The sequence below is a fragment of the Phyllobacterium sp. UNC302MFCol5.2 genome (genome assembly GCF_000686005.1).
Classification (GTDB): Bacteria; Pseudomonadota; Alphaproteobacteria; order Rhizobiales; family Rhizobiaceae; genus Phyllobacterium; species Phyllobacterium pellucidum.
The window spans coordinates 155,998-177,541 of sequence record NZ_JMLL01000018.1; the positions used below are offsets into that span (position 1 = coordinate 155,998).

Below are 21,544 nucleotides of genomic sequence, written 5' to 3' on the forward strand. Positions count from 1 at the left end.
CATGCCCCTCGCCCGTTCAAATTGCAGGACTATCCGAACGCAAGGTCCGGATAGTCCGAGGATGTTATTTCAATACGGTAAATCCTTGCTTTTCAAAGAATGGCGTTGCCTTGTCCGATTTGATGTAGTCGAGCAGCGACGCAGCATCCGGGTTCTTGCTTTCAGCGAGGAGGGCGATCGGGTAGATGATCGGCTTATGGCTGTCCTCGGGGAACGTGCCCACAATCTTCACTTCCTTGTCGGCAGCTGCATCGGTCTGGTAGACGATGCCGTAAGGCGCCTCGCCGCGCGATACGAGGAGAAGCGCGGCACGCACGCTTTCCGCGCCGGCAACCTTCGTTTCAACCGACGACCACACGCCAAGCGACTCAAGCGCCTCCTTGCCGTATTTGCCGGCCGGGACGGAATCGACCGCCCCCATTGCAAGGCGGCCATCGCCAAGAAGCTTTGCAAGATCAAAGCCTTTCTTGATTTCAACGGGTTCCGCCGTGTCCTTGCCAGCGACGAGGACGATGCGGTTGCCCAGAAGGTTCTTGCGCGTATCCGCCTTGATCAGGTTCTTCTTGGCGACATAATCCATCCAGTCGAGATCGGCCGAAACGAAGATATCGGCCGGCGCACCGGATTCGATCTGCTTGGCGAGCGCCGAACTCGCCGCATAGGAAATCGCCGTTTCCTTGCCGGACTCTTTCGTCCAGGCGGCGGCGATATCGTCAAGGGCGTTCTTCAGGCTTGCCGCAGCAAAAACCGTGACCTTCTCCTGCGCCTGTGCCGTTGCAACCGGCCCTGCCATGCCAAGCCACGCCGCCGCACATGCGGCCGCTGCCAATTTCAACCATTGCCGACGTTGAATGCCCATTTAACCCTCCAGTTCAGGCGTTCGAGATATTTTTCTGAATATATCGGTGGGCATCATATAGCCAGTGTTATATTTCTTGAAACACATTGCTCGGTGAATGGAGGATCGGCGCATGCAACGGATAGCGTTTTTGGCATTGCTTTTCCTGAGCTTCGCGCTTGCGGCACGGGCAGAAACCTTCACCGACGCAGCTGGTCGCACCGTCGAACTTCCGGCCCGCGTCGAACGCATCATGGCGGCAGGGCCGCCCGCCTCGGTTCTCCTATATGTGCTGGCCCCGCAGAAGCTCGCAGGCTGGGTACACGCCCCCTCGCCCGAGGAGGGCAAGCTCCTTCTCCCGGATGCACTGAAATTGCCAGAACTGGGGCGGCTGACCGGCAAAGGGAATGCGATCCGCGCCGACATCGTGACGAAGGCCAAGCCGGATTTGATTATCGATGTGGGCGATGTCAGCGAGGAATATGTAGCTCTCGCATCGCGTATCCAGAACGAGACCGGCGTGCCCTATATACTCCTCGATGGAAGCCTCGCGAAGACGCCCGAGGTTTTCGAGACGTTGGGGAAGGTGGTCGGAGAACCGGAACGCGGCACGGAACTTGCGCAATACGCCAGGATGACGCTGGTCAAGCTTAACGCCGGTCTCGCCAAGATTCCCGCCGACCACCGTCCCCGGGTCTATTACGGGCGGGGCGCCGATGGAATGCAGACCGGGCTCGCCCGTTCCATCAATCTCGAGTTGCTCGACGCCCTCGGCGCGGTCAATGTTGTCGCCGAAAAGGGGCAAGGCGGGTTGACGAAAGTGACGCCGGAAGAGGTCGCCAAATGGAATCCCGACATCATCATTGCATCGGACCCGAAGTTCGCTGCCATGGCGCGATCCAACCCTGCCTGGAGCGGCATCAATGCAGTGAAAAGCGGCCGTGTCTTCGTCCAGCCGGCACTACCCTTCGGCTGGTTCGACGGGCCGCCCGGCGTCAACCGCCTGATGGGCATAATCTGGCTGGAACAATTGCTCTATTCCGATGTATTCCCGACCGACCTGCGCAAGGAAGCGAAAGCGTTTTACAAGGCCTTCTATCAGGTCGATCTAAGTGACGCGCAATTTGACCGATTATTGCAGGATAAGCCCTAGGAGCGAAAAATGGTACGGGAGAATGAAATTCGCGCCAATGAAGTAGCGGTCAGAGCGCCCGAGCCGGCTGATGCCGCCCTCGCTTTCATCGGCCGGATCTCAACGCCGTGGACTTCTCGCCTTACATGTCCACGTCAGGGCCGCCACGATGGGCCGCTCTGCACTATCGAAGTGTTCGAGCCCTGGGCGGCCGGACTTGAAGGTGTTGCAGCGTTCGAGCGGCTCGAAATCCTCTACTGGCTCGACCGGTCGCGCCGCGATCTCGTCTTGCAAAGCCCTGGCAATAATGGCGTGGTTCACGGCACATTCTCATTGCGCTCGCCAGTCCGGCCGAATCCTATCGGCACGGCCATCGTCAAGCTCAAAGCTGTTAACGGGTCAATCCTGTCAGTGCGCGGGCTCGATTGCCTCGACGGCACACCGCTTCTCGATATCAAGCCGGACAGGACGCTGTTCAAGCCGATTGCACCGCCGCAGCCCGGCGATTTCGAAACCGATCCGGCCGCGACGGCACCCTATTGTCAGAAGCGGTAGAGAATTCTAGTCGATTGCGACCATCACGTCGGAGGCCTTGACCACTGCATAGGCATTGTCGCCGACCTTGAGGCCGAGTTCATCGACAGCCTCATTGGTGATCGAAGCCGTGACGACCGATCCACCCACGTCGATGCGGACATGGGCGGTCGTAGCGCCCTTGGTGACCTCTACGACCTTGCCTTTCAGACGGTTGCGTGCGCTGATTTTCATAAGTGCCCTCCGTTATTGCGCCTGCCGCGCTTGCTCAATGTGCGACCATACCTTGCCTTGCCGATACTGGCCATTGAACACTTACACAGCCTTGAAATCGCCCGGCGATACACGCCCGGTCTCTTCCTCCCAATGCTTGCGGCACAGCGAAACATAGAGGGATTTCTCGATCGCCACCTGGTCGCCTTCGGTCAATGCATGACCCTGGGGATCGCGCCGGACAACCATCGTCGCCTTGGCGCCGCAATGGCAGATGGTGCGGATTTCACGCAGGCTGTCGGCGATGGCGAGGAGTTCCGACGAGCCCGGAAACAGCTTGCCCTGAAAATCCGTGCGAAGCCCGAAACACATGACCGGAATGTTGAGCCGGTCGGCAACGCGCGCGAGCTGCCATACTTGATCCTTCGTCAGGAATTGCGCTTCATCGACAAATACGCAGCTGATGGCACTAACCTTGTGCGCGACGGCAATTCGTTCGAACAGCCTGTCGTTTTCGCGATAAAGCTCCGCAGCGGCGCTGACGCCGAGGCGCGACGTTATTTTTCCAACGCCGTTTTCGGCATAGTGCGCGGCGGTAAACAGCATCGTGCGCATGCCACGCTCTTGATAATTATAGGAAGCCTGCAGCAGCAGCGTCGATTTGCCGGCATTCATTGCCGAATAGCTGAAATAGAGTTTTGCCATGACCTGCTTTAACCGGAATGAGCGGTGGCATGCACCCCTCACACAAGCTTGTCCGCAACTTTTGTCGGATTTTTAACAACTGTCGCGATTTGACCGGATTTATGCGCGCCTATGCTTGAATGGCCGCCGATTTGGTGCTTGGTTCTTGCAAGTATCAACCGGGAGAAACCCGGAGAGGGAGAACTACCAATGAACGTACTATCCAAACTCACCGTTTCGCTGGCTCTTGTTTTGTCTGCTGGCACCGCGTTTGCCGCCGAGCCCGATTCCTGCAAGGCCGTTCGTTTCGCCGACGTCGGCTGGACCGACATTACCGCAACCACCGCAGCGACGAGCGAAGTGCTCAAGGCGCTTGGTTATTCCACGGACACGAAGGTCCTTTCCGTTCCTGTCACCTACGCCTCGCTCGGCAAGAAGGACATGGACGTCTTCCTCGGCAACTGGATGCCGACAATGGCTGCCGACATCAAGCCATACCTCGAAAACAAGACCGTCGAGGATCTGGGCCCGAACCTCACCGGCGCGAAATATACCCTCGCCGTGCCGCAATATCTCTATGACGAAGGTCTCAAGGATTTCAAGGACATCGCCAAGTTCAAGGACAAGCTGGGCGGCAAGATCTACGGCATAGAACCCGGCAATGACGGCAATCGCCTCATTCTTGGGATGATCTCCAAGGACCAGTTCGGATTGAAGGATTTCGAACTCGCGGAATCCTCCGAGCAAGGCATGCTGGCGCAGGTTGCCAAGGACACGAAGGGCAAGAAGCCGATCGTCTTCCTTGGCTGGGAACCGCATCCCATGAATACGAACTTCAAGCTCGCCTATCTTTCCGGCGGCGATGACGTATTCGGTCCCGATTTTGGCGGCGCCGTCGTCCACACCAATGTCCGTGCGGGCTATACGACCGAATGCCCGAATGTTGGCAAGCTGCTGACCAATCTCAAATTCAATCTTGAGATGGAAAACCAGATCATGGGCAAGATCCTCGACGATGGCGAGGATGCACCCAAGGCTGCATCGGAATGGCTGAAAGCCAATCCCGCCGTTCTCGATACCTGGCTGGCTGGCGTTACCACCGTCGACGGCAAAGAAGGTCTGCCCGCCGTCAAGTCGGCTTTGGGACTCTAACAGGCGATCCCGACGGGGGAACGGCTGTAACAACGAAAAGAAGCTAGGCCGCCCGGCACATCCGCCGGACGGCTCCTTTCATCCATTCGTTTCGCGACAGAGGGATACTTCCGCTTGGACTGGTTAACGCAAGACAAGATTCCGGTTGGCAGGACTGCCAAGCAAATCGTCGATTGGCTGACGAACAATTTCGCCTGGTTCTTCGACGGTCTCGCGATCCTGATGCAGGGCTTCATCGACGCTCTCATGTTCGTCCTGAAATATCCGCATCCTCTCATCATGGTCGCGATCTTTTCGGCGATCGCCTATGCGCTGCGCCGCTCCATTGGCGTTACCATCCTCACCGCGCTTGGCTTCCTCTTCATCCTCAACCAGGGCTACTGGCAGGAGACGATGGAGACCCTGACGCTCGTCCTTTCATCCTGCATCCTGTGCATGGGCATCGGCGTGCCGATCGGCATTATCGCCGCCCATCGCCCCAAATTCTATGCGGCGATCCGGCCGATCCTCGACCTCATGCAGACCTTGCCGACCTTCGTCTACCTCATTCCGGCCATCGTCTTCTTCGGCATCGGCATGGTACCGGGCCTGCTCGCGACCGCCATTTTCGTTCTCCCGGCGCCGATTCGCCTGACCCATCTCGGCGTCTCTTCGACGCCGACGCATCTGATCGAAGCTGGCGAAGCCTTCGGCGCCTCGTCGCGCCAACTCCTGTGGAAGATCGAACTGCCCTATGCCATGCCGCAGATACTGGCCGGCCTCACCCAGACGATCATGCTCTCGTTGTCCATGGTCGTCATTGCCGCGCTCGTCGGCGCCGATGGGCTAGGCGTTCCGGTCGTCCGCGCGCTCAACTCGGTCAATACCGCGCTCGGCTTTGAAGCAGGGCTTGTCATCGTGGTCGTCGCTATCGTGCTTGACCGCATCTTCCGTCCCGGCAAGGAGGCAGGGGAATGACCGCGATTACGCTCGACAATGTCTGCATTATCTTCGGCAAGAAGACGGACGGTTCCCTCGCGCTTGCCGATAAGGGCAAGAGCCGTTCGGATATCCAGGCCGAGACCGGCCACGTGCTCGGCGTGCATAATTGCTCGATCACGATCGAGGAAGGTGAGATCGTGGTGCTCATGGGGCTGTCCGGCTCCGGCAAATCCACGCTCCTGCGGGCGATCAACCGACTTAACCCGATCTCCCGCGGTTCCGTCGTCGTGCACAACAATGGCCGTTCCATCGATGTCGGCAAAGCCGACAAGGGTACGCTGCGGGATCTGCGCAAGCATCTCGTTTCAATGGTATTCCAGCAATTCGGCCTGCTCCCCTGGCGCACGGTCGAGGAAAATGTCGGCTTTGGCCTGGAGCTTTCCGGCGTTCCCAAGGAAGAGCGGGCCAAGGCCGTCCAGCAGCAGCTCGAACTGGTGAACCTCAAGGATTGGGCAAAGCGCAAGGTCGGCGAACTTTCCGGTGGCATGCAGCAGCGCGTCGGCCTCGCCCGTGCCTTCGCCACCGGCGCGCCTATCCTGCTCATGGATGAACCCTTCTCGGCGCTCGACCCGCTGATTCGCACGAGGCTCCAGGATGAGCTTTTGAGCCTGCAGGCGCGCCTGAAGAAGACCATCGTTTTTGTCAGCCACGACCTTGATGAGGCGATGAAAATCGGCAATCGCATTGCCATCATGGAGGGCGGCCGCATCATCCAGTGCGGCACGGCGCAGGACATCCTGCTCAACCCGGCAGATAACTATGTGGCGGATTTCGTCGCCAACATGAACCCGCTTGGGGTGCTGACGGCGGCGGATATTATGGTGCCGCTCGACCGGACCCGGCCGGCCAGCCGGCCTTTTGCCGCAACGGCGCGTCCGGAAACCCCGGTACGTGAAATAATGCAGGCTGTCGCCAAGAACAGCGGCGACGTCGGCGTCGTCGACAAGGGCACCATACTCGGTATGATTTCGGCCGACGACATCGTCCGCGGGCTGCTACGACACCAGAAGCACTAGCCTTTACTCGGCCTCGGATTGATCCTCGTCATCGCGGGATTTGCCGGCTGGCTGCCAGGATTGCGGCGAGACCTTTTTTTGCGTGTTGGAATCAGTAAAGATCCACCAACCGGCATCGGTCTCGTCCCACTGTCCCCCCGTCGCCTTCAGTCGCTCGAGCGAGCGATACTGGCCGATCGATTCGTTTTCCTGGCCATCTTCGTCGGTCCAGAAGACCGTGACCTTGCTTCCGTCCTTGGGCGCCGTGGAAATTGGCTGTTTGCCGGCCATGCGTATCGCTCCCTGCTTCATATGCGTTGTTAAGTCACCATCAAGCAGGCATCGAATGCAAGCGGTCACGCGCGTTTTCCGCAATGACGGCCCATACGCGGGAGATCAGGCGGCCGCTTTCTTCTTCTCGATACGGGCGCGAATGCTTTCGACATCGGCCTTCGGCGTCGCCGCAAACAGCGTCTTCGTATAACTGTGCTGCGGGTTGGCGAAGACCTCGTCGCGCGTACCGTACTCGACGACCTCGCCGTAATACATCACCATCACCTCGTCGGCGATGTAGCGCACCACCGAAAGGTCGTGGCTGATGAAGACGTAGGTGAGGTTGAACTCGTCCTGCAGGTCGGCGAGGAGATTGAGTACCTGCGCCTGCACAGAAAGGTCGAGCGCGGAGACGGGCTCATCGAGGACAAGCAGGCTCGGGCTCAGCATCAGCGCGCGGGCGATGGCAATGCGCTGGCGCTGTCCGCCGGAAAACATGTGCGGATAGCGGTTATAGTGCTCGGGGCCAAGACCGACCTTAATCAGCATCTGCATGGCAAGGTCACGACGTTCCGCCGCTGTCTTCTTCGTGTTGAGGAGCAGCGGTTCGCCGAGCACTTCACCGATCTTCTGGCGTGGATTGAGCGAGCCATAGGGGTTCTGGAAAATGATCTGCACCTTGCGGCGCAGTTCGGGCGTCACGGTATCCTTGGCGATATTGATCGGCTTTCCTTCGATCAGGAGTTCGCCCGACGTCTGCGGATCGATCAGCGTCAGGATGCGCCCGAGCGTTGACTTGCCGCAACCGCTCTCGCCCACAATCGCGAGTGTCTTGCCGCGTTCGAGCGTGAAACTGACGCCCTTGACGGCCCGCACGGATTTGTCCTTGCCGAACAGGCCCCCGCCGACGTGATAGTCACGGATGATATTGCGGCCTTCGAGCACGATCTCGCTCATGGTGCCACTCCTGCATTGGCCGCTTCGTTCTTCATGAAATCCGCAACGGTCGACAACCGGTCGCCGGTGGCATTTTCCGGCAGGGCCGAAAGCAGCGCGCGCGTATAGGCATTCTTGGGCGATTCGAAGAGCGTCAGCACATCCGCCTCTTCCATCTTGCGCCCCTTATATTGAACGATGACGCGATCGGCGGTTTCCGCGACGACGCCCATGTCGTGGGTGATCATGATGAGCCCCATGCCGTGCTTGGCCTGTAGGCCGACGAGCAGATCGAGAATCTGCTTCTGGATGGTCACATCAAGCGCAGTCGTCGGCTCGTCGGCGATCAGGAGCTTGGGGTTGCAGGCGATTGCGATGGCAATCATCACGCGCTGGCACTGGCCGCCCGACATCTGGTGCGGAAACGAATTCAATCGTTCTTCCGGCGTTGGAATGCCGACCTGCTTGAGCAGTTCGATCGCACGCTGGCGGCGCGCCTTTCCATCCATTTTCATGTGGACGCGCAAGACTTCCTCAAGCTGGAAACCAACGGTAAAGCATGGATTAAGGCTGGCGACCGGTTCCTGGAAGATCATGGCGACGTCGCGGCCGACGATCTCGCGCCGTTGATTGGACGACATCGCGAGAAGATCGTGTCCGTCGAAGGTCATGCTGTCGGCGGTCACCGTAGCGGTCTTCGGAAGAAGCCCCATGACCGCGAGCATGGCCACCGACTTGCCCGAGCCGGATTCACCAACGATAGCGAGGACCTCGCGCGCATTAACATGCAGGTCGATGCCTTGCACCGCCATGAAGAGACCGCTGCTGGTATCGAAGCCGACCGACAGATTCTTGATTTCTAGAAGCGCCATGCTCAGCTCCTCTTCAGTTTCGGATCGAGAGCATCGCGCAGCCCATCGCCAACGAGATTGATGGCTAGGACGGTGATGAGGATGGCAAGGCCGGGGAAGGTGACGACCCACCAGGCCCGCAGGATGAACTCACGCGCTTCAGCAAGCATCGTGCCCCATTCCGGCGTCGGCGGCTGGGCGCCCATGCCGAGAAAGCCGAGGGCGGCCGCTTCGAGGATGGCGTTCGAGAATGAAAGCGTCCCCTGCACGATCAACGGTGCGAGACAGTTCGGCAGGATGGTCTTGAACATCAGCCGCAAGTGGCCTGCCCCGGCGAGCTTCGAGGCGACCACATATTCGCGGTTCTTTTCGCTCATCACCGCCGCGCGTGTAAGGCGGGCGAAATGCGGCTGCAGGACCAGAGCGATTGCGATCATGGCATTGAAGAGCCCAGGCCCGAGGATTGCGACAAGCACCAGGGCGAGGAGCAGCGGCGGGAATGCGAGAATGATATCCATGATGCGCATGATCAGCGCATCCACCCAGCCACGGAAATAGCCGGCGAGCACGCCAAGGATCACGCCGGTTACCATCGAGATCGTCACGACGATAAGGCCGATGAACAGCGAGAAGCGTGCGCCATAGATGAGGCGCGAGAGCAGATCACGGCCGACCGCGTCCGTTCCGAGCAGGAACATCGAATTGCCGCCGGTCTGCCAGGATGGCGGCGTCAGCAGCGCTTCGCGGTATTGCTGGTAGGGCGCGTGGGGCGCGAGCACCGGCGCGAAAATGGCGACGAGCATGAGGAACACGAGGACGCCAAAGCCGATCACAGCGCCCTTGTTGACGCTGAAATAGAACCAGAATTCCGAGAGTCGTGCCATCCGCCCCGCGGACTTGGGCGCGGCGAGCGGTACGGGAGGGGAAACTTCGTTAGTCAAGACTTCCTCACTTTACGCGGATGCGCGGATTGACGACTGCATAGAGCAGATCGACAATCAAATTTACGGTCATGACGATGAGCGCGACGAGCATGAGGCCACCTTGCACGACAACATAGTCGCGCTTGGCAATGGCGTCGATCATCCATTTACCGATGCCCGGCCAGGAGAAGATCGTCTCAGTCAGAATCGCGCCCGCCATCAACAGGCCCATCTGCAAACCGATCGTCGTAATGACGGGGATCATGGCATTACGCAGGGCGTGAACGCCGATGACCCGGCGGGGTGCGAGACCCTTGGCGCGCGCCGTGCGCACATAGTCTTCGCCCAGCACTTCGAGCATGGCCGAGCGCGTCTGCCGCGCAATGACGGCGAGCGGGATCGTGCCGAGAACGATCGTCGGCAGCACGAGATGCGAGAATGCCGATTTGAAGGCGCCCTTCGGCCCGGAAATCAGGCTGTCGATCAGCATGAAACCAGTGGTGGGTTTGAAGAAATAGATGAGATCCATGCGGCCCGAAACCGGTGTCCAATGCAGGATGCCGGCAAAAAGAATGATCAGCAGGATGCCCCACCAGAAGATCGGCATCGAATAACCGACGAGGGCGATGCCCATGCTGAGCTGGTCGAACACCGAGCCACGCTTGACGGCGGCAAAAATGCCGGCGGGAATTCCGATGATGGTCGCAAAGAGCATCGCGCAGATGCTGAGCTCGAGCGTCGCCGGAAAGAGCGTCAGGAAGTCGGTGAGAACTGCGCGCTTGCTGGCGATGGATGTTCCAAAATCCCCGTGGAATATGTTCCAGACGAACGAGAAATATTGTTCCCAGATCGGCCTGTTGAAACCGAACTGCTCCATGAGCAGTTGATGCCGCTCGGGCGTCATGCCGCGTTCGCCGGCAAGCGCAATGACCGGATCACCAGGAAGCAGGCGGATGAAGATAAAGGCAATGAAGCTGATGCCGATGAATGTCGGGATCAGCAGCAGCACTCGGGAAGCGATATAACGGAACATGGCAACCTGAAAAAATGCGGTACCGGCCGAAGCCGGTACCGCGAGGAGTCTGATTACTCGGCGATGTCAACGCTTTCGAAATTGTGGACACCGAAAGCGCTCGGCACGTAGCCGGTGACGTTCTTGGTCATTGCCGTCGTAACGAGCGAATGAGCGAGCGTTGCCCACGGAGCTTCGCGCTTGAACACGACCTGCGCCTGTTCGTAGAGCTTGGTGCGCTCGGCAACGTCGGAAACCACAGCGGCCTTGTCGATCAGGTCGGTGAATTCCTTGTTGCACCATGCAGCGCGGTTCGAGCTGCCTACGGCCTGGCAAGAAAGAAGCGTTGCAAGGAAGTTGTCCGGATCGCCATTGTCACCGGTCCAGCCGATGATGACGGCACCATCATGCTTCGGATCCGAAGCGCGCTTCAGATATTCCTGCCAATCGTAGCTGACGATCTCGACCTTGACGCCAACCTTGGCAAAGTCCGACTGCAGCAGTTCCGCGGTGCGGCGGCCGTTAGGCATGTATGGACGAACAACCGGCATTGCCCAGATCTTCATCGAAAGATCCTTGACGCCAGCCTTTTCGAGAGCTGCCTTTGCCGCTTCAGGATTGTACTCGTCATCCTTGATCGACTTGTCGTAGGACCACATCGTTGGCGGGATAGGGTTGATCGCCGGAGTGCCCTGACCGAGATAGACGGCATCGACGATAGCCTTCTTGTCGATTGCCATGTTGAGCGCCTTGCGCACTTCCGGCTTGTCGAACGGCGCCTGCGTCGTGTTGTAGGCGAGCGTCGAAACGTTGAGGCCGCTTTCCTGCAGGACGGTGAGGTTCGAGTCGGCCTTCAGGCCCTCGACGTCAGCCGGATCCGGATAGATCGTCAGCTGGCATTCGCCGGCCTTGAGCTTCTGTACGCGAACGGCAGCATCCGGCGTAACAGCGAAGATCAGGTTGTCGAGCTTGACCTTGCCCTTCCAGAAAGTCGGATTGGCTTCGTAGCGGATGGCGGTATTAAGCTGATAGTCGACGAACTGGAACGGGCCCGTGCCGACCGGCTGCTCGTTGAACTTCTGCTGGGTGCCGTCAGCCTGCAGCTTGTCGGCATATTCCTTGGAGACGATGGACGAGAAGTCCATGGCAAGGTTGGCGATCATCGGCGCATTCGGCTTGGTCAGCGTGATCTTGACGGTCAGGTCGTCGACCTTCTCAACCGACTTGATCAGCTTGGGGAAATCCATGCCTTCGAAATATTCATAGGAAGCACCGTCGACATATTTCGCCCAGGGGCTGCCTTCCTTTTGACGCTCGAAGGAGAAAACGACGTCGTCGGCATTGAGGTCACGCGTCGGCGTGAAATAGCTAGTTGTCTGGAACTTGACACCCGGACGCAGCTTGAACGTGTACTGCAGGCCATCGTCGGAGATCGTCCAGCTTTCAGCAAGCGCGGCCTCGACTTCGGACTTGCCCGGCTTGAACTCGACCAGCTTGTTGAAAACGGCCTGTCCCGTAGCGTCGAGCGTCTCGCCGCCGGTATAGAGCGCAGGGTCGAAGCCGCCCGGTGCAGCTTCCGAACAATAGACCAACGTCTTGGCCGAGGCTCCACCTGCCATCAGCCCACCCGTCAGCATTGCGAGCGCGCTCGCCGCAAGGAGTTTCTTGTAGGTATTCATCTTTTCCACCTTCAGAGGTTTTTTGTGTTGCAGGCCCCCATGCCTACAACGAAAGTCGCATGGAAGCCTTTGCCATGTCGCAATGCAAGCAGATTCATTCGCAGTCAACCCGTCCCGGAAGGCATAATTGTCGATTCTGGGGAAAATCGCCCCATTTAATCAATTAACGGTGAAATCGACTAAAAATCCGTCCACTAACTTTTGGTATGCGGGGTAGCAGCGTTTACCAGTTTGACGCAAACGTGGCGTATTTCGTACATTTCAGTCTAGGTCAGCACCAAAACCCGTGCAACAACGCCATAAGTGCAACAGGAGTGGTCTATTTTGGACGCAAACGGGCAAACAGCAATCGTTACAGGCGCCGGATCGGGGCTCGGGGCCGCCACGGCGCGCGCCCTCGCACAAAAAGGCGCGAGGGTTGCCATCATCGATATCAATCTCGAAGCGGCCGAAAAGGTCGCCGCTGAGATCGGCGGAATTGCCCTTGCCTGCAACGTGGCCAACGCTGCCGAGGGGGAAATGGTAGTCGCCCGCGTAGCGGATGAACTTGGGACGCCGCGCATTCTTGTCAATTGTGCAGGCATCGCCAATGCCGGCCGTATCGTCGGCCGCGATGGTCCGCACGATCTCGAATTGTATCGCCGCGTCATCGAGGTCAACCTCATCGGTTCGTTCAACATGTTGCGTCTGGTGAGCGACCGCGCTGCAAAGCTTGAACCGCTTGCGACCGGCGAGCGCGGTGTCGTCATTTCAACCGCGTCGGTTGCCGCCTTCGATGGCCAGATCGGACAGGCCGCCTATGCCTCGTCGAAAGCGGGAATTGCCGGCCTCACCCTTCCAGCGGCACGCGAACTCGCACGCTTCGGCATCCGCGTGATGGCGATTGCGCCTGGAATCTTCGGCACGCCCATGCTGCTTGCCATGCCGCAGGAGGTCCAGGATTCGCTGGCAGCCTCGATCCCCTTCCCCTCCAGACTGGGCAAACCGGAAGAATATGCCGCCCTCGCGCTGCATATCATTGAAAATCCGATGCTGAACGGCGAGACGATCCGGCTCGACGGTGCCATTCGCATGGCACCAAAATAGCCGGGCGTGACGCCAGAAGATGGATCGGCTGGGCAGGCCGAGGAACGTTTCATAATTTGGTCCCAATCGGCGGAGTATCTAGGGCAATTCTTGTTACTCTAGCGTTTTGAGCTTCGGCCGGCCTGTTGCCGGTCCCTGCTTCGATATCCTGCAATTTGAAAGCCGAAATGATGAAACGAATTAGCGCCATGCTGTTGCTGCCGCTCGCTATGGCCGCACCGGCCCGGGCCATGGATAGCGGTGCAACGGAAGAGTTGCAGCGGCTTGATCCCGAAACCAGGCTGGAACAGCGCTGCGACGTCGAGGCGATGGACCGCATACATAAGGACCCGGCCAAGCTGGTGCCTGACGAACTTGTTGCCTATGCTTTTGAAGAGCCGAAGATCAAGGGCGATAAGATCCGCTCGGCCGGGGCAGCCTTTCGCAGCAAGGGAGAGTGGTATCACCTCTCCTACACCTGCTCGACCTCACCCGATCACATGACGATCCTGACGTTCCAATATGCGATCGGCCAGGTGGTGCCGCACGATCAGTGGGCGCACCACTACCTCGTCCCCTAAAAATTCGAGGCGCACAAGGCGCCTCGAATGATCTCTCTGAAACGAAAAGCGGTCAGTTGAACGTCGGTCGATCCTGCGCGAGCAGCATTTGCCCGATGGCATCGACCTTCTTGGCGTTCGGCGCCTCATAGGCGAGCAAGCTCGGATCGGTTGCCGGCGCTGAAGCTGGCTGTGCCACGCGAACGGTCGGCTCGCTGGTCCGGTAATCCATCGCCTGCGGCGGCGGATCCATCGGCACGGCAACCTTCGCCGGATTGGCGATGACCGGAGTTATGTCAGCCTGTGCCATGAGGATCGGCTGCTGGTTGGCAGTGACACGTCCCGCTGTCGCGGTCGAGGTCGTCGTCGCAGCCGCCGGCGCTGCGGCGACCGAAGTCGTTACGCCCGGCACATTGCTCGCGACCATAGTCGGGGCAGTTGCGATTGTCGGTCTGCCGCCCATGCGCAGGCTGGCGATATAGGCATTGGCGATGGCTGCGCTTGCATCCTTGGACGCGATGTCTGCCGTATTATAGCGGTCGCGCTTTTCATAAAACGCGTTGCCACCGGCAACGACCGTATAGTGCATGTTCTTATAGGGGAAGCGAAGACCCGCCGTGTGGAAATACATGGCATTCTTCACCTTGGTATTGCGCTCGCCGCGCAGCACCGCGTCGGCGGCAGCCTGCACATCCGGGAGGGCAACGGACTTCATCGGGCGAGAAAGCACGCCTGGAGCAAACTGCCCCTTTTGTCCGACCACGCCACATATGGAGTCGCCCCATTTGCCGGAATCGAGGCGGTTCATCACCACCGTGCCAACCGCAACCAGTCCGTCCTGGCTCGAACGGTTGGATTCGAAGAACATCGCCCGCTCAAGACACTCTTTGTCCTTCGGCGTATAGGCATAGCTTTTGCTGGTGCCCTTATTCGTCAGATTGGCTGAAATTTTCGAGTGCTGTCCGGTCTGCGTGCAACCACTGACAAGCCCCGCGGCCGCTATGATGCCCGCAATTGAATGGATCTTCCACTTAGCGAAGCCGATCACGAAGCAATTCTCATCGCTGTTGTTCCTGCTGGTGAAGGTGCTCACAGAATGATCTCATTTAGGGCCAAACAATGGCAAAGATGACGTTAACGTTACCATGCCTATTCATCCTTTTGAAATCATGGACTTATTTTATTCACCCGCACAGCAAAAAAATTTCAAAAATGGCAAAATTAAGAATTCGTTTACCGTAATTGCCTTAATGTTTTGGCCAGTAAACATGCTCAAAGGCACGGCCGATGCACAAGCGCTCCCACCGGTATGACACGCGCGAATCACTGATGGAAGCGCTGAAAGAACTTGTGGCGCTGCAGGTTCCGGCGGAGGACGTGGCGCCGGTCCTGTGCACGATCGGCCCGGTTGATCTCGATCTCCTCGATGATTGCATGGATGCGATCGGATTCAACGACAACCAATCAGTGGCGGCCTGAGCCACTGCTACCAAACAGCTTGTTCCCCTGCCCGTCACGCACTATCAATCGGCCAACAGATTGAGAGGTATCCCGTGGCCGAAAAGAAAGACGTCTTGCGTGAAATCGATGAAGGCGCCGTTCGCCTTGCGCGTACATTGCTGCGCACCGCGCGATATGCGGCGCTGGCGACGCTCGAACCTGGCTCCGGCCATCCTATCGCGACGCGGGTAGGCCTTGCCACCGACCACGACGGCGCCCCTGTCATTCTTGCATCGGCACTGGCCGCGCATACGCCGGCGCTCCTTGCCGATCCTCGCTGTTCGTTGCTGGTGGGAGAGCCTGGAAAGGGCGACCCTCTGGCCCATCCCCGCATGACCGTTACGGCCAAAGCACGCCAAATCGCACGCAACACGCCGGAACATGAGCGGATCGAGTGGCGCTATCTTTCGCACCTTCCAAAGGCCCAGCTCTATGCAGGCCTTGGCGATTTCAGTTTCTTCCGGCTCGAACCCGACAATGCCCGCCTGAACGCCGGTTTCGGACGCGCATATCAGCTGCCGCCGGCCGAATGGCTCAGTCTCAATCCGGCCAATGACGCGCTTGCCGCGGCGGAAAAATCGGCGGTCGAACACATGAACGAGGATCATGCAGCGGCGATTGCCCTTTACGCCCGGTATTTCGCCAAGGCGGATGACGGCAACTGGCGGATCACCGGCATTGACGCCGACGGCTTCGATATCGCGGATGGCGATGCGATTGAACGGGTTTTTTTTGCTTCGCCGCTCACATCGGCTGAGGACATGCACAAGACGCTCGTCCGCATGGCGGGAGAAGCGCGCGCCGGCCTGCAGGCGTCCCAATCTCCGGCATGACAGCGTCGCCAGATCAAAGGGTCATCCGTATCGATGACCATCGCGATGAACGACTTGCGCCCTATCGCGACGTGCGCGAGCGCGATCTCGTCGGCCGCGAGGGTCGATTTATTGCCGAGGGCAAGGTTGTTCTGAACGTCCTGCTGACGAGCCCGCATTTTGCCACCGACTCGCTCCTTGTGCTGGAGAACCGGCTTTCGGGCCTGTCCGAACAGCTGAAACTGTGTCCGCCCGACGTACCGGTCTATTGCGTCAGCCGGGAGACGATGGATGCGATTGCCGGCTTTCCCATGCATCGCGGCATTCTGGCAATAGGACGGCGCAGCGTACCGCACACCGTCGACACACTGCTTTCCGCCATGCCGGAACACGGGCTGGCCGTTGTCCTGTGCGGGCTTTCAAACCACGACAATATGGGCTCGATCTTCCGCAATGCCGCCGCTTTCGAGGCTGACTCCATTCTCATGGACGAGACGAGTTGCGATCCGCTCTACCGCAAGGCGATCCGCGTTTCTGTTGGCGCAGCGCTCAAGGTTCCATTCGCCCGCGAGGGATCGATAGAAGCCCTTATCAGTAAACTGCAGAGCGCAGGCTATACGATTTTTGCCTTGAGCCCCTCGGGCAAGACGAGCATCAACGCGGCTGAGCCGGTCCAGCGCACCGCACTTCTCCTTGGAACGGAAGGGGAAGGTCTGCCAAAGGCGCTGCTGGACCGCCTTCAGACTGTGCGCATACCCATGTCGAAGAGCTTCGATAGTTTAAACGTTGCAACCGCCTCAGGCATCGCTCTCGCGCGGTTCAGCCGCTTTAGCGGGCTTTGAAGCGTTCTGCAGGGCGCGCACCCGGTCGGCAATGCTGACGATGGCCTCGCCATTTTCATCATAGACCGCCGGCACCTGCCTTTTGGCCTTGGCAAGAATTTCATTGACGGGAGACGTCTCGCCTTCAAGCTTCGCCACCATCGCCACGACCTGTGCGGCAAGCGTATTCATCTCGTCGCGCATAAGCCGTGTTTCGTCGGCCTGGATCAGCGCTTGCTTGCCACGCGGCGTATCGACAACGGAAGTGCCCTGCTTGCGGCCGTCAGCGAGGACCTTGCGCAGTCTCTCGTTCAGCCGTTCCATGTCTTTCTCGCGACGGGCGAGTTTCGCCTCTGCGTCGGACAACTTGGTCAAAAGCACGGTCGCCTGCTTTTCGAACTCGGTACGCTGCGCCGTTTCCTGTTCCAGACTATGTTGCAAAGCCTTGTGCTCGGTCTCGATTTTCCGCCGCTGCTCGTCGCTGTCGCGTTTCTCGCGCCGCGCGTCGTTCAATTCGTCGAGGAGGTTTTCGACGCGCGCGGATTGGGCAGCAAGTTCAATCTGCAGGCTATCGGCATCGATCGAGAGTTTCGACAGACGCCGGTTGAGCTGCTCAACCTCGGTGGTGCGCTCTTCGAGAGTCTTCGCCGTGCCGCTGAGATTTTGTGACGATCGTTCGAGCGTGTCTTCATTAGTACTCAGTGACGTTGAAAGACCGGCAATACTGGTTTCCCGCTCGCCGAGATCCGCCGTGAGCTTGCGAATGATCCGTTCCTTTTCGCCGATCTCGGTCAGATGCAGCGCCGCCTTGTTGCGCGCGCTTTCGAGCGCAAGTTCGAGCTTGCGCTCCGCCATCGCGTGTTCGGCGCGCAATCCATCCCTTTGCGCCTGAATTTCATTGAGCGTCAGGGGTGTCTCGGCCTCCACATGCTTGCGGGTCAAAAGCATGGCCCTGCGCCAGATTGGCGGCGCGACCAGCAGGACCAGAAGCACGGCACTCAAGAACCCAAGGGCAAAATAGATTACGGACTGTATCAAGATCGGGGTCCTGTTGGCGTTTCTTTAAAGGGAGTCTTAGCAGCGGGGGCGCCGAAAACAAAGACGCGGACCGCATGGGTCCGCGCCGGGCAGACTTGAATCCTGCTCGGTCAGAACGGATTCCATGTCGGGGTCTGGGTCAGCTTCAAGTAACCGACATTGACGCCAAGACGCGCACCGACACCCGTGCGGATGGGAACGAGCAATACCTGGTTGCGCTTGAGAACATTGAAGCCCACGCCGGCAAAAAGGTAGGCGGAACCAGCAACCCCAACAAAGCGCCCGTAAAGATTTTGAACATCGTCGAGGTTATAAACCAGCATCATCACGCGGGAGCCCTGTCCGCCAAAATCCCAGCCGATCGACGGGCCCTGCCAGTAGGTCTTGTGATCGCCGGCGTTCTTTGTATAGAGCGTGCCCTCCCCGTAGGTCAGGCCGCCGATGAGAGCGCCCGATCCTTCCTCGCCAAGGACATAGCCGTTAGGAAGGCCGTAACTCGCGAACACCTTCTCGACAGCTGTGGCCAATCCGCCTGAGGTCGATCCGAAGAACCGCTGACCGGAATTGACGATCTCTTCCATCGTATAGGTTTCTTGCGCGCGGGCCCCCTGGGCCTGGGCAAAAACAAGTGACACGAGTGTCAGGACGAGAAGAAGACCACGGTTCATAGACAAGAGTAGAGACGCCATCCTAATTCCTTTTGGCTGTTCGCTTCTTTGCCTGACGCCTGATACGGGAAATTTGCAGATCTTGCGCCTGCCTAATGATTTGGTGCTCAATTTAAGGCGCTAAACCTTGTATAAAAGTTTATGAATCGATCTTGGCATTTCAATGACTTGCAAAGATCGGCAAAAATGCCGGAAATTCAGCATTCACAGGCTTTCGCCACGAGCTTCTTGCCGATCCGGACGCGTCTATGTATCCAAATAGCGCTGAAATTCGAAGTGATTCGCTTGCCAGTGATTCGCGAAAACCCACTCGACCACCTCCAGGAGAAGCCCTCATGACATTGCCCGTAATTCTCTCGGCAACGGACCTCGGAGCACTCCTGAGCAGCCGCATCTGCCATGACATCATTTCGCCGGTTGGTGCAATCAACAACGGCCTCGAACTCCTCGAGGAGGGCGGCGCCGACGAGGATGCGATGAACCTCATCAAGTCGAGCGCTCGTAGCGCCTCGGCCCGACTGCAATTTGCCCGCATTGCCTTCGGCGCGGCAGGATCCGCAGGCGTCCAGATCGACACCGGCGACGCGCAAAACGTCGCCAACGAATATATGAAAGGCGAGAAAGCACAGTTCACCTGGGAAGGCACCCGCGTCCTTCTGCCGAAGAACAAGGTGAAGCTCTTACTCAACCTCGTCCTGATCGCCAATGCCGCCCTTCCCCGTGGCGGCACGCTCGCAGTCAAGCTTGAGGGCGGGGACACCGAGCCGCGTTTCAGCCTCACCTCGCGGGGGCCGATGCTGCGCGTACCGCCGAAGTTCCTCGAACTTCACAGCGGCAGGGTACCGGAAGAACCGATCGACGCCCACGCGGTGCAGCCCTACTATACCCTGCTGCTTGCGCAGGAAGCCGGCATGACCATCTCGATCCATGCGACACCGGAAGAGATCGTTTTCGCCGCAGCCTGATCGCCGCGCAAAAGTTGCCGTAATATTTACCATCAACCTTGGGTATTTGTTCACCCAGGCCCGCTAGTCTTCTTACCCGGAACGGTATGTTTCTGGCCTGCCGGGGGTATTGTATTGCTGCGTTGCATGATCATTGATGGCTCGCCGGTCGTGCGGAAGGTCGCCCGCCGACTCATCGCGAGCGAAACGACCGTCGTCACGACCGCCGACACCGGCTTCCAGACGGTTGCTGCCTGCAGCGTCGAGATGCCCGATATCATCATTCTCGACAGCGCGATCGCCGACATGCCGGCTTCCGATGTCATCGCACAGGTAAAATCGCTTCCCGGCGGCGCCAACAGCAAGATATACCTTTGCCTTCCGGAGATCGACCTTGCCAAGATCATGCGCGCCAAGCGCGCTGGTGCTGCCGGCTATCTGCTCAAGCCTTTCAACCGAGCGTCGATCGCCGAAATCCTGCCGCAGGTTCCAGTGGCAGGCTGATGCCGAAGAGCGATCTTCCTGTGAGGTTCTTTGCGTCGGCAATGGAGCTTGACGCTTTTCTCGCCGCTGAACCGATCACTTCGAAGGGGATTTGGCTGAAGCTTGCAAAGAAGGATGCCCCGATCACGGGCGTGTCTCGCGAGGAAGCGATCGAATGTGGGCTCTGCCATGGCTGGATCGACGGCCAGCTCGACAAACTCGACGAGCACCACTGGCTTATCCGCTTCATGCCACGTCGGGCCACCAGCAAGTGGTCAGAGAAAAATCGAGACAAGGCGATCGAACTGATGGCGCAGGGCCGTATGCAACCGGCAGGCCTTGCCGAAGTCGAAAAAGCCAAGGCCGACGGTCGCTGGGATGCCGCCTATGCCCGGCAGAGCACCGCGACAGTACCTGACGATTTGCAACGGGCCCTGGATGCCAATCCGGAGGCGCTGACGTTCTTCAACCAGCTTGATGGCCACAACCGGTTTGCAATTCTCTACCGCGTCCATGGCGCGAAACAGGCTAAAACACGGGCAGCGCACATACAGAAATATATCGCCATGCTTGCCCAGGGTGAGACCATTTACCCGCTCAAACGCAAACGCTGACTCCAAAAGCAAAAGGCTCCGCGCTAACGGAGCCCCTTGAATTTCTTGCGCAATGTTATCAGGCGATTTCGCGCAGTTCGGTCGAGTCCGGCTCGCGCAGCACATAGCCGCGGCCCCATACGGTTTCGATGTAATTCACACCGTCGGAAGCCGAGTCGAGCTTCTTGCGCAGCTTGCAAATAAATACGTCGATGATCTTGAGTTCAGGCTCGTCCATGCCGCCATAGAGGTGGTTGAGGAACATTTCCTTGGTCAGCGTCGTGCCCTTGCGCAGCGAGAGCAGTTCCAGCATCTGGTATTCCTTGCCGGTCAGATGCACGCGCTGTCCGCTGACTTCCACCGTCTTGGCATCGAGATTGACGATGAGATCGCCCGTTGTGATGACCGACTGGGCGTGACCCTTCGAGCGGCGAACAATAGCGTGGATGCGGGCGACGAGTTCATCCTTGTGGAAGGGCTTCGTCATATAGTCGTCGGCGCCGAAACCGAGACCGCGAACCTTGTCCTCGATGCCGGCCATGCCGGAGAGGATAAGGATCGGGGTCTTCACCTTCGACAGGCGAAGTGTCCTAAGCACTTCGTAGCCGGACATGTCCGGCAGGTTCAGGTCGAGAAGGATGATATCATAGTCGTAGAGCTTGCCGAGATCGACACCCTCCTCGCCCAGATCAGTCGTATAAACATTGAAGCTTTCCGACTTGAGCATCAGTTCGATGCTCTGGGCCGTTGCACTATCGTCTTCGATTAAAAGAACCCGCATATCATTCCCCTTTTCCCGCCGCTGAAATGGGTTGCCGTGCAATCCCGAAGCCAGGTCGCGAACAAGCCGTTTCCAT

The 21,544-nt window shown here is 58.7% G+C and carries 26 protein-coding genes; 13 read left to right on the forward strand and 13 right to left on the reverse strand.

Annotated features, from left to right (window positions below):
* Positions 1-64: 64 nt before the first annotated feature.
* Positions 65-853, reverse strand: coding sequence for a molybdate ABC transporter substrate-binding protein (gene modA, locus BR48_RS0123065; protein ID WP_027233477.1), 789 nt, complete (start codon positions 851-853; stop codon positions 65-67).
* Between the two features lie 118 nt (positions 854-971).
* Here modA and BR48_RS0123070 point away from each other — a divergent pair, with 118 nt between their 5' ends.
* Together BR48_RS0123070 and tsaA are read left to right on the forward strand one after the other, a co-directional pair.
* Positions 972-1,991 carry an ABC transporter substrate-binding protein gene (locus tag BR48_RS0123070; RefSeq protein ID WP_027233478.1) on the forward strand — a complete coding sequence of 340 codons (1,020 nt, stop codon included), beginning with the start codon at positions 972-974 and terminating at the stop codon, positions 1,989-1,991.
* Between the two features lie 9 nt (positions 1,992-2,000).
* Positions 2,001-2,525 (forward strand): tRNA (N6-threonylcarbamoyladenosine(37)-N6)-methyltransferase TrmO, encoded by a 525-nt coding sequence (gene tsaA, locus BR48_RS0123075; protein WP_027233479.1) that lies wholly within the window; start codon positions 2,001-2,003, stop codon positions 2,523-2,525.
* Between the two features lie 6 nt (positions 2,526-2,531).
* Here the strand turns inward: tsaA and BR48_RS0123080 are convergent, their stop codons facing one another.
* Positions 2,532-2,738 carry a molybdopterin-binding protein gene (locus tag BR48_RS0123080; RefSeq protein WP_027233480.1) on the reverse strand — a complete coding sequence of 69 codons (207 nt, stop codon included), beginning with the start codon at positions 2,736-2,738 and terminating at the stop codon, positions 2,532-2,534.
* A gap of 81 nt (positions 2,739-2,819) precedes the next feature.
* Positions 2,820-3,422, reverse strand: coding sequence for a thymidine kinase (locus BR48_RS0123085; protein WP_027233481.1), 603 nt, complete (start codon positions 3,420-3,422; stop codon positions 2,820-2,822).
* 189 nt (positions 3,423-3,611) lie between these two features.
* Here BR48_RS0123085 and BR48_RS0123090 point away from each other — a divergent pair, with 189 nt between their 5' ends.
* From BR48_RS0123090 to choV, 3 genes are all read left to right on the forward strand, one after another.
* Positions 3,612-4,553, forward strand: a complete 942-nt coding sequence (locus BR48_RS0123090) for a choline ABC transporter substrate-binding protein (protein ID WP_027233482.1) — start codon at positions 3,612-3,614, stop codon at positions 4,551-4,553.
* A gap of 114 nt (positions 4,554-4,667) precedes the next feature.
* Positions 4,668-5,510 (forward strand): choline ABC transporter permease subunit, encoded by an 843-nt coding sequence (choW, locus tag BR48_RS0123095; RefSeq protein ID WP_027233483.1) that lies wholly within the window; start codon positions 4,668-4,670, stop codon positions 5,508-5,510.
* A complete protein-coding gene (gene choV, locus BR48_RS0123100) occupies positions 5,507-6,550 on the forward strand; it encodes a choline ABC transporter ATP-binding protein (RefSeq protein ID WP_027233484.1) in 1,044 nt (347 codons plus the stop codon). The genes choW and choV overlap by 4 nt, the downstream gene beginning before the upstream one ends.
* A gap of 3 nt (positions 6,551-6,553) precedes the next feature.
* Here choV and BR48_RS0123105 read toward each other — a convergent pair whose 3' ends face one another.
* The 6 genes from BR48_RS0123105 to BR48_RS0123130 form a co-directional block, all read right to left on the reverse strand.
* A complete protein-coding gene (locus tag BR48_RS0123105) occupies positions 6,554-6,820 on the reverse strand; it encodes a hypothetical protein (protein WP_027233485.1) in 267 nt (88 codons plus the stop codon).
* Between the two features lie 105 nt (positions 6,821-6,925).
* On the reverse strand, positions 6,926-7,759 hold the full coding sequence (locus BR48_RS0123110) for a dipeptide ABC transporter ATP-binding protein (protein ID WP_027233486.1): 834 nt from the start codon (positions 7,757-7,759) through the stop codon (positions 6,926-6,928).
* Positions 7,756-8,610: an ABC transporter ATP-binding protein gene (locus BR48_RS25320; protein WP_051615418.1), complete on the reverse strand. Its 855-nt coding sequence runs from the start codon at positions 8,608-8,610 to the stop codon at positions 7,756-7,758. The genes BR48_RS0123110 and BR48_RS25320 overlap by 4 nt, the downstream gene beginning before the upstream one ends.
* Positions 8,611-8,612: 2 nt before the next feature.
* A complete protein-coding gene (locus BR48_RS0123120; protein ID WP_051615420.1) occupies positions 8,613-9,473 on the reverse strand; it encodes an ABC transporter permease subunit in 861 nt (286 codons plus the stop codon).
* A 64-nt stretch (positions 9,474-9,537) separates the two neighbouring features.
* Positions 9,538-10,545 (reverse strand): ABC transporter permease subunit, encoded by a 1,008-nt coding sequence (locus BR48_RS0123125; protein WP_027233488.1) that lies wholly within the window; start codon positions 10,543-10,545, stop codon positions 9,538-9,540.
* Between the two features lie 53 nt (positions 10,546-10,598).
* Positions 10,599-12,203 carry an ABC transporter substrate-binding protein gene (locus tag BR48_RS0123130; RefSeq protein WP_027233489.1) on the reverse strand — a complete coding sequence of 535 codons (1,605 nt, stop codon included), beginning with the start codon at positions 12,201-12,203 and terminating at the stop codon, positions 10,599-10,601.
* A 324-nt stretch (positions 12,204-12,527) separates the two neighbouring features.
* Between BR48_RS0123130 and BR48_RS0123135 the strand changes: the two genes are divergently transcribed.
* Together BR48_RS0123135 and BR48_RS0123140 are read left to right on the forward strand one after the other, a co-directional pair.
* Positions 12,528-13,289 carry a 3-hydroxyacyl-CoA dehydrogenase gene (locus tag BR48_RS0123135; RefSeq protein ID WP_027233490.1) on the forward strand — a complete coding sequence of 254 codons (762 nt, stop codon included), beginning with the start codon at positions 12,528-12,530 and terminating at the stop codon, positions 13,287-13,289.
* 170 nt (positions 13,290-13,459) lie between these two features.
* Positions 13,460-13,849 (forward strand): DUF930 domain-containing protein, encoded by a 390-nt coding sequence (locus BR48_RS0123140; protein WP_027233491.1) that lies wholly within the window; start codon positions 13,460-13,462, stop codon positions 13,847-13,849.
* A gap of 52 nt (positions 13,850-13,901) precedes the next feature.
* Here BR48_RS0123140 and BR48_RS0123145 read toward each other — a convergent pair whose 3' ends face one another.
* Positions 13,902-14,876, reverse strand: coding sequence for a cell wall hydrolase (locus BR48_RS0123145; RefSeq protein ID WP_027233492.1), 975 nt, complete (start codon positions 14,874-14,876; stop codon positions 13,902-13,904).
* Between the two features lie 239 nt (positions 14,877-15,115).
* Here BR48_RS0123145 and BR48_RS0123150 point away from each other — a divergent pair, with 239 nt between their 5' ends.
* The 3 genes from BR48_RS0123150 to BR48_RS0123160 all read left to right on the forward strand — a co-directional run bounded on the left by BR48_RS0123150 (position 15,116) and on the right by BR48_RS0123160 (position 16,982).
* Complete coding sequence (locus BR48_RS0123150) at positions 15,116-15,307, forward strand: hypothetical protein (protein WP_027233493.1); 192 nt, start codon at positions 15,116-15,118, stop codon at positions 15,305-15,307.
* A 74-nt stretch (positions 15,308-15,381) separates the two neighbouring features.
* Positions 15,382-16,161 (forward strand): DUF2470 domain-containing protein, encoded by a 780-nt coding sequence (locus tag BR48_RS0123155; RefSeq protein WP_027233494.1) that lies wholly within the window; start codon positions 15,382-15,384, stop codon positions 16,159-16,161.
* Entirely contained in the window at positions 16,158-16,982 is an 825-nt protein-coding gene (locus BR48_RS0123160; RefSeq protein ID WP_027233495.1) for an RNA methyltransferase, read from the forward strand. The genes BR48_RS0123155 and BR48_RS0123160 overlap by 4 nt, the downstream gene beginning before the upstream one ends.
* On the opposite strand, the gene BR48_RS0123165 is transcribed toward BR48_RS0123160, so the two are convergent.
* Entirely contained in the window at positions 16,938-17,999 is a 1,062-nt protein-coding gene (locus BR48_RS0123165; RefSeq protein WP_036815359.1) for a hypothetical protein, read from the reverse strand. The genes BR48_RS0123160 and BR48_RS0123165 overlap by 45 nt on opposite strands.
* A 110-nt stretch (positions 18,000-18,109) precedes the next feature.
* Positions 18,110-18,688, reverse strand: coding sequence for an EipA family protein (locus BR48_RS0123170; protein ID WP_027233497.1), 579 nt, complete (start codon positions 18,686-18,688; stop codon positions 18,110-18,112).
* A 314-nt stretch (positions 18,689-19,002) separates the two neighbouring features.
* Here BR48_RS0123170 and BR48_RS0123180 point away from each other — a divergent pair, with 314 nt between their 5' ends.
* From BR48_RS0123180 to BR48_RS0123190, 3 genes are all read left to right on the forward strand, one after another.
* Positions 19,003-19,632 (forward strand): histidine phosphotransferase family protein, encoded by a 630-nt coding sequence (locus BR48_RS0123180; RefSeq protein ID WP_027233498.1) that lies wholly within the window; start codon positions 19,003-19,005, stop codon positions 19,630-19,632.
* Positions 19,633-19,758: 126 nt separating this feature from the next.
* Positions 19,759-20,115 (forward strand): response regulator, encoded by a 357-nt coding sequence (locus BR48_RS0123185; protein ID WP_245273702.1) that lies wholly within the window; start codon positions 19,759-19,761, stop codon positions 20,113-20,115.
* A complete protein-coding gene (locus tag BR48_RS0123190) occupies positions 20,115-20,708 on the forward strand; it encodes a YdeI/OmpD-associated family protein (RefSeq protein WP_036815364.1) in 594 nt (197 codons plus the stop codon). Before BR48_RS0123185 ends, BR48_RS0123190 begins: the two co-directional genes overlap by 1 nt.
* Positions 20,709-20,766: 58 nt before the next feature.
* Here the strand turns inward: BR48_RS0123190 and BR48_RS0123195 are convergent, their stop codons facing one another.
* Positions 20,767-21,468: a response regulator transcription factor CtrA gene (locus tag BR48_RS0123195; RefSeq protein ID WP_027233501.1), complete on the reverse strand. Its 702-nt coding sequence runs from the start codon at positions 21,466-21,468 to the stop codon at positions 20,767-20,769.
* Positions 21,469-21,544 lie beyond the last annotated feature (76 nt).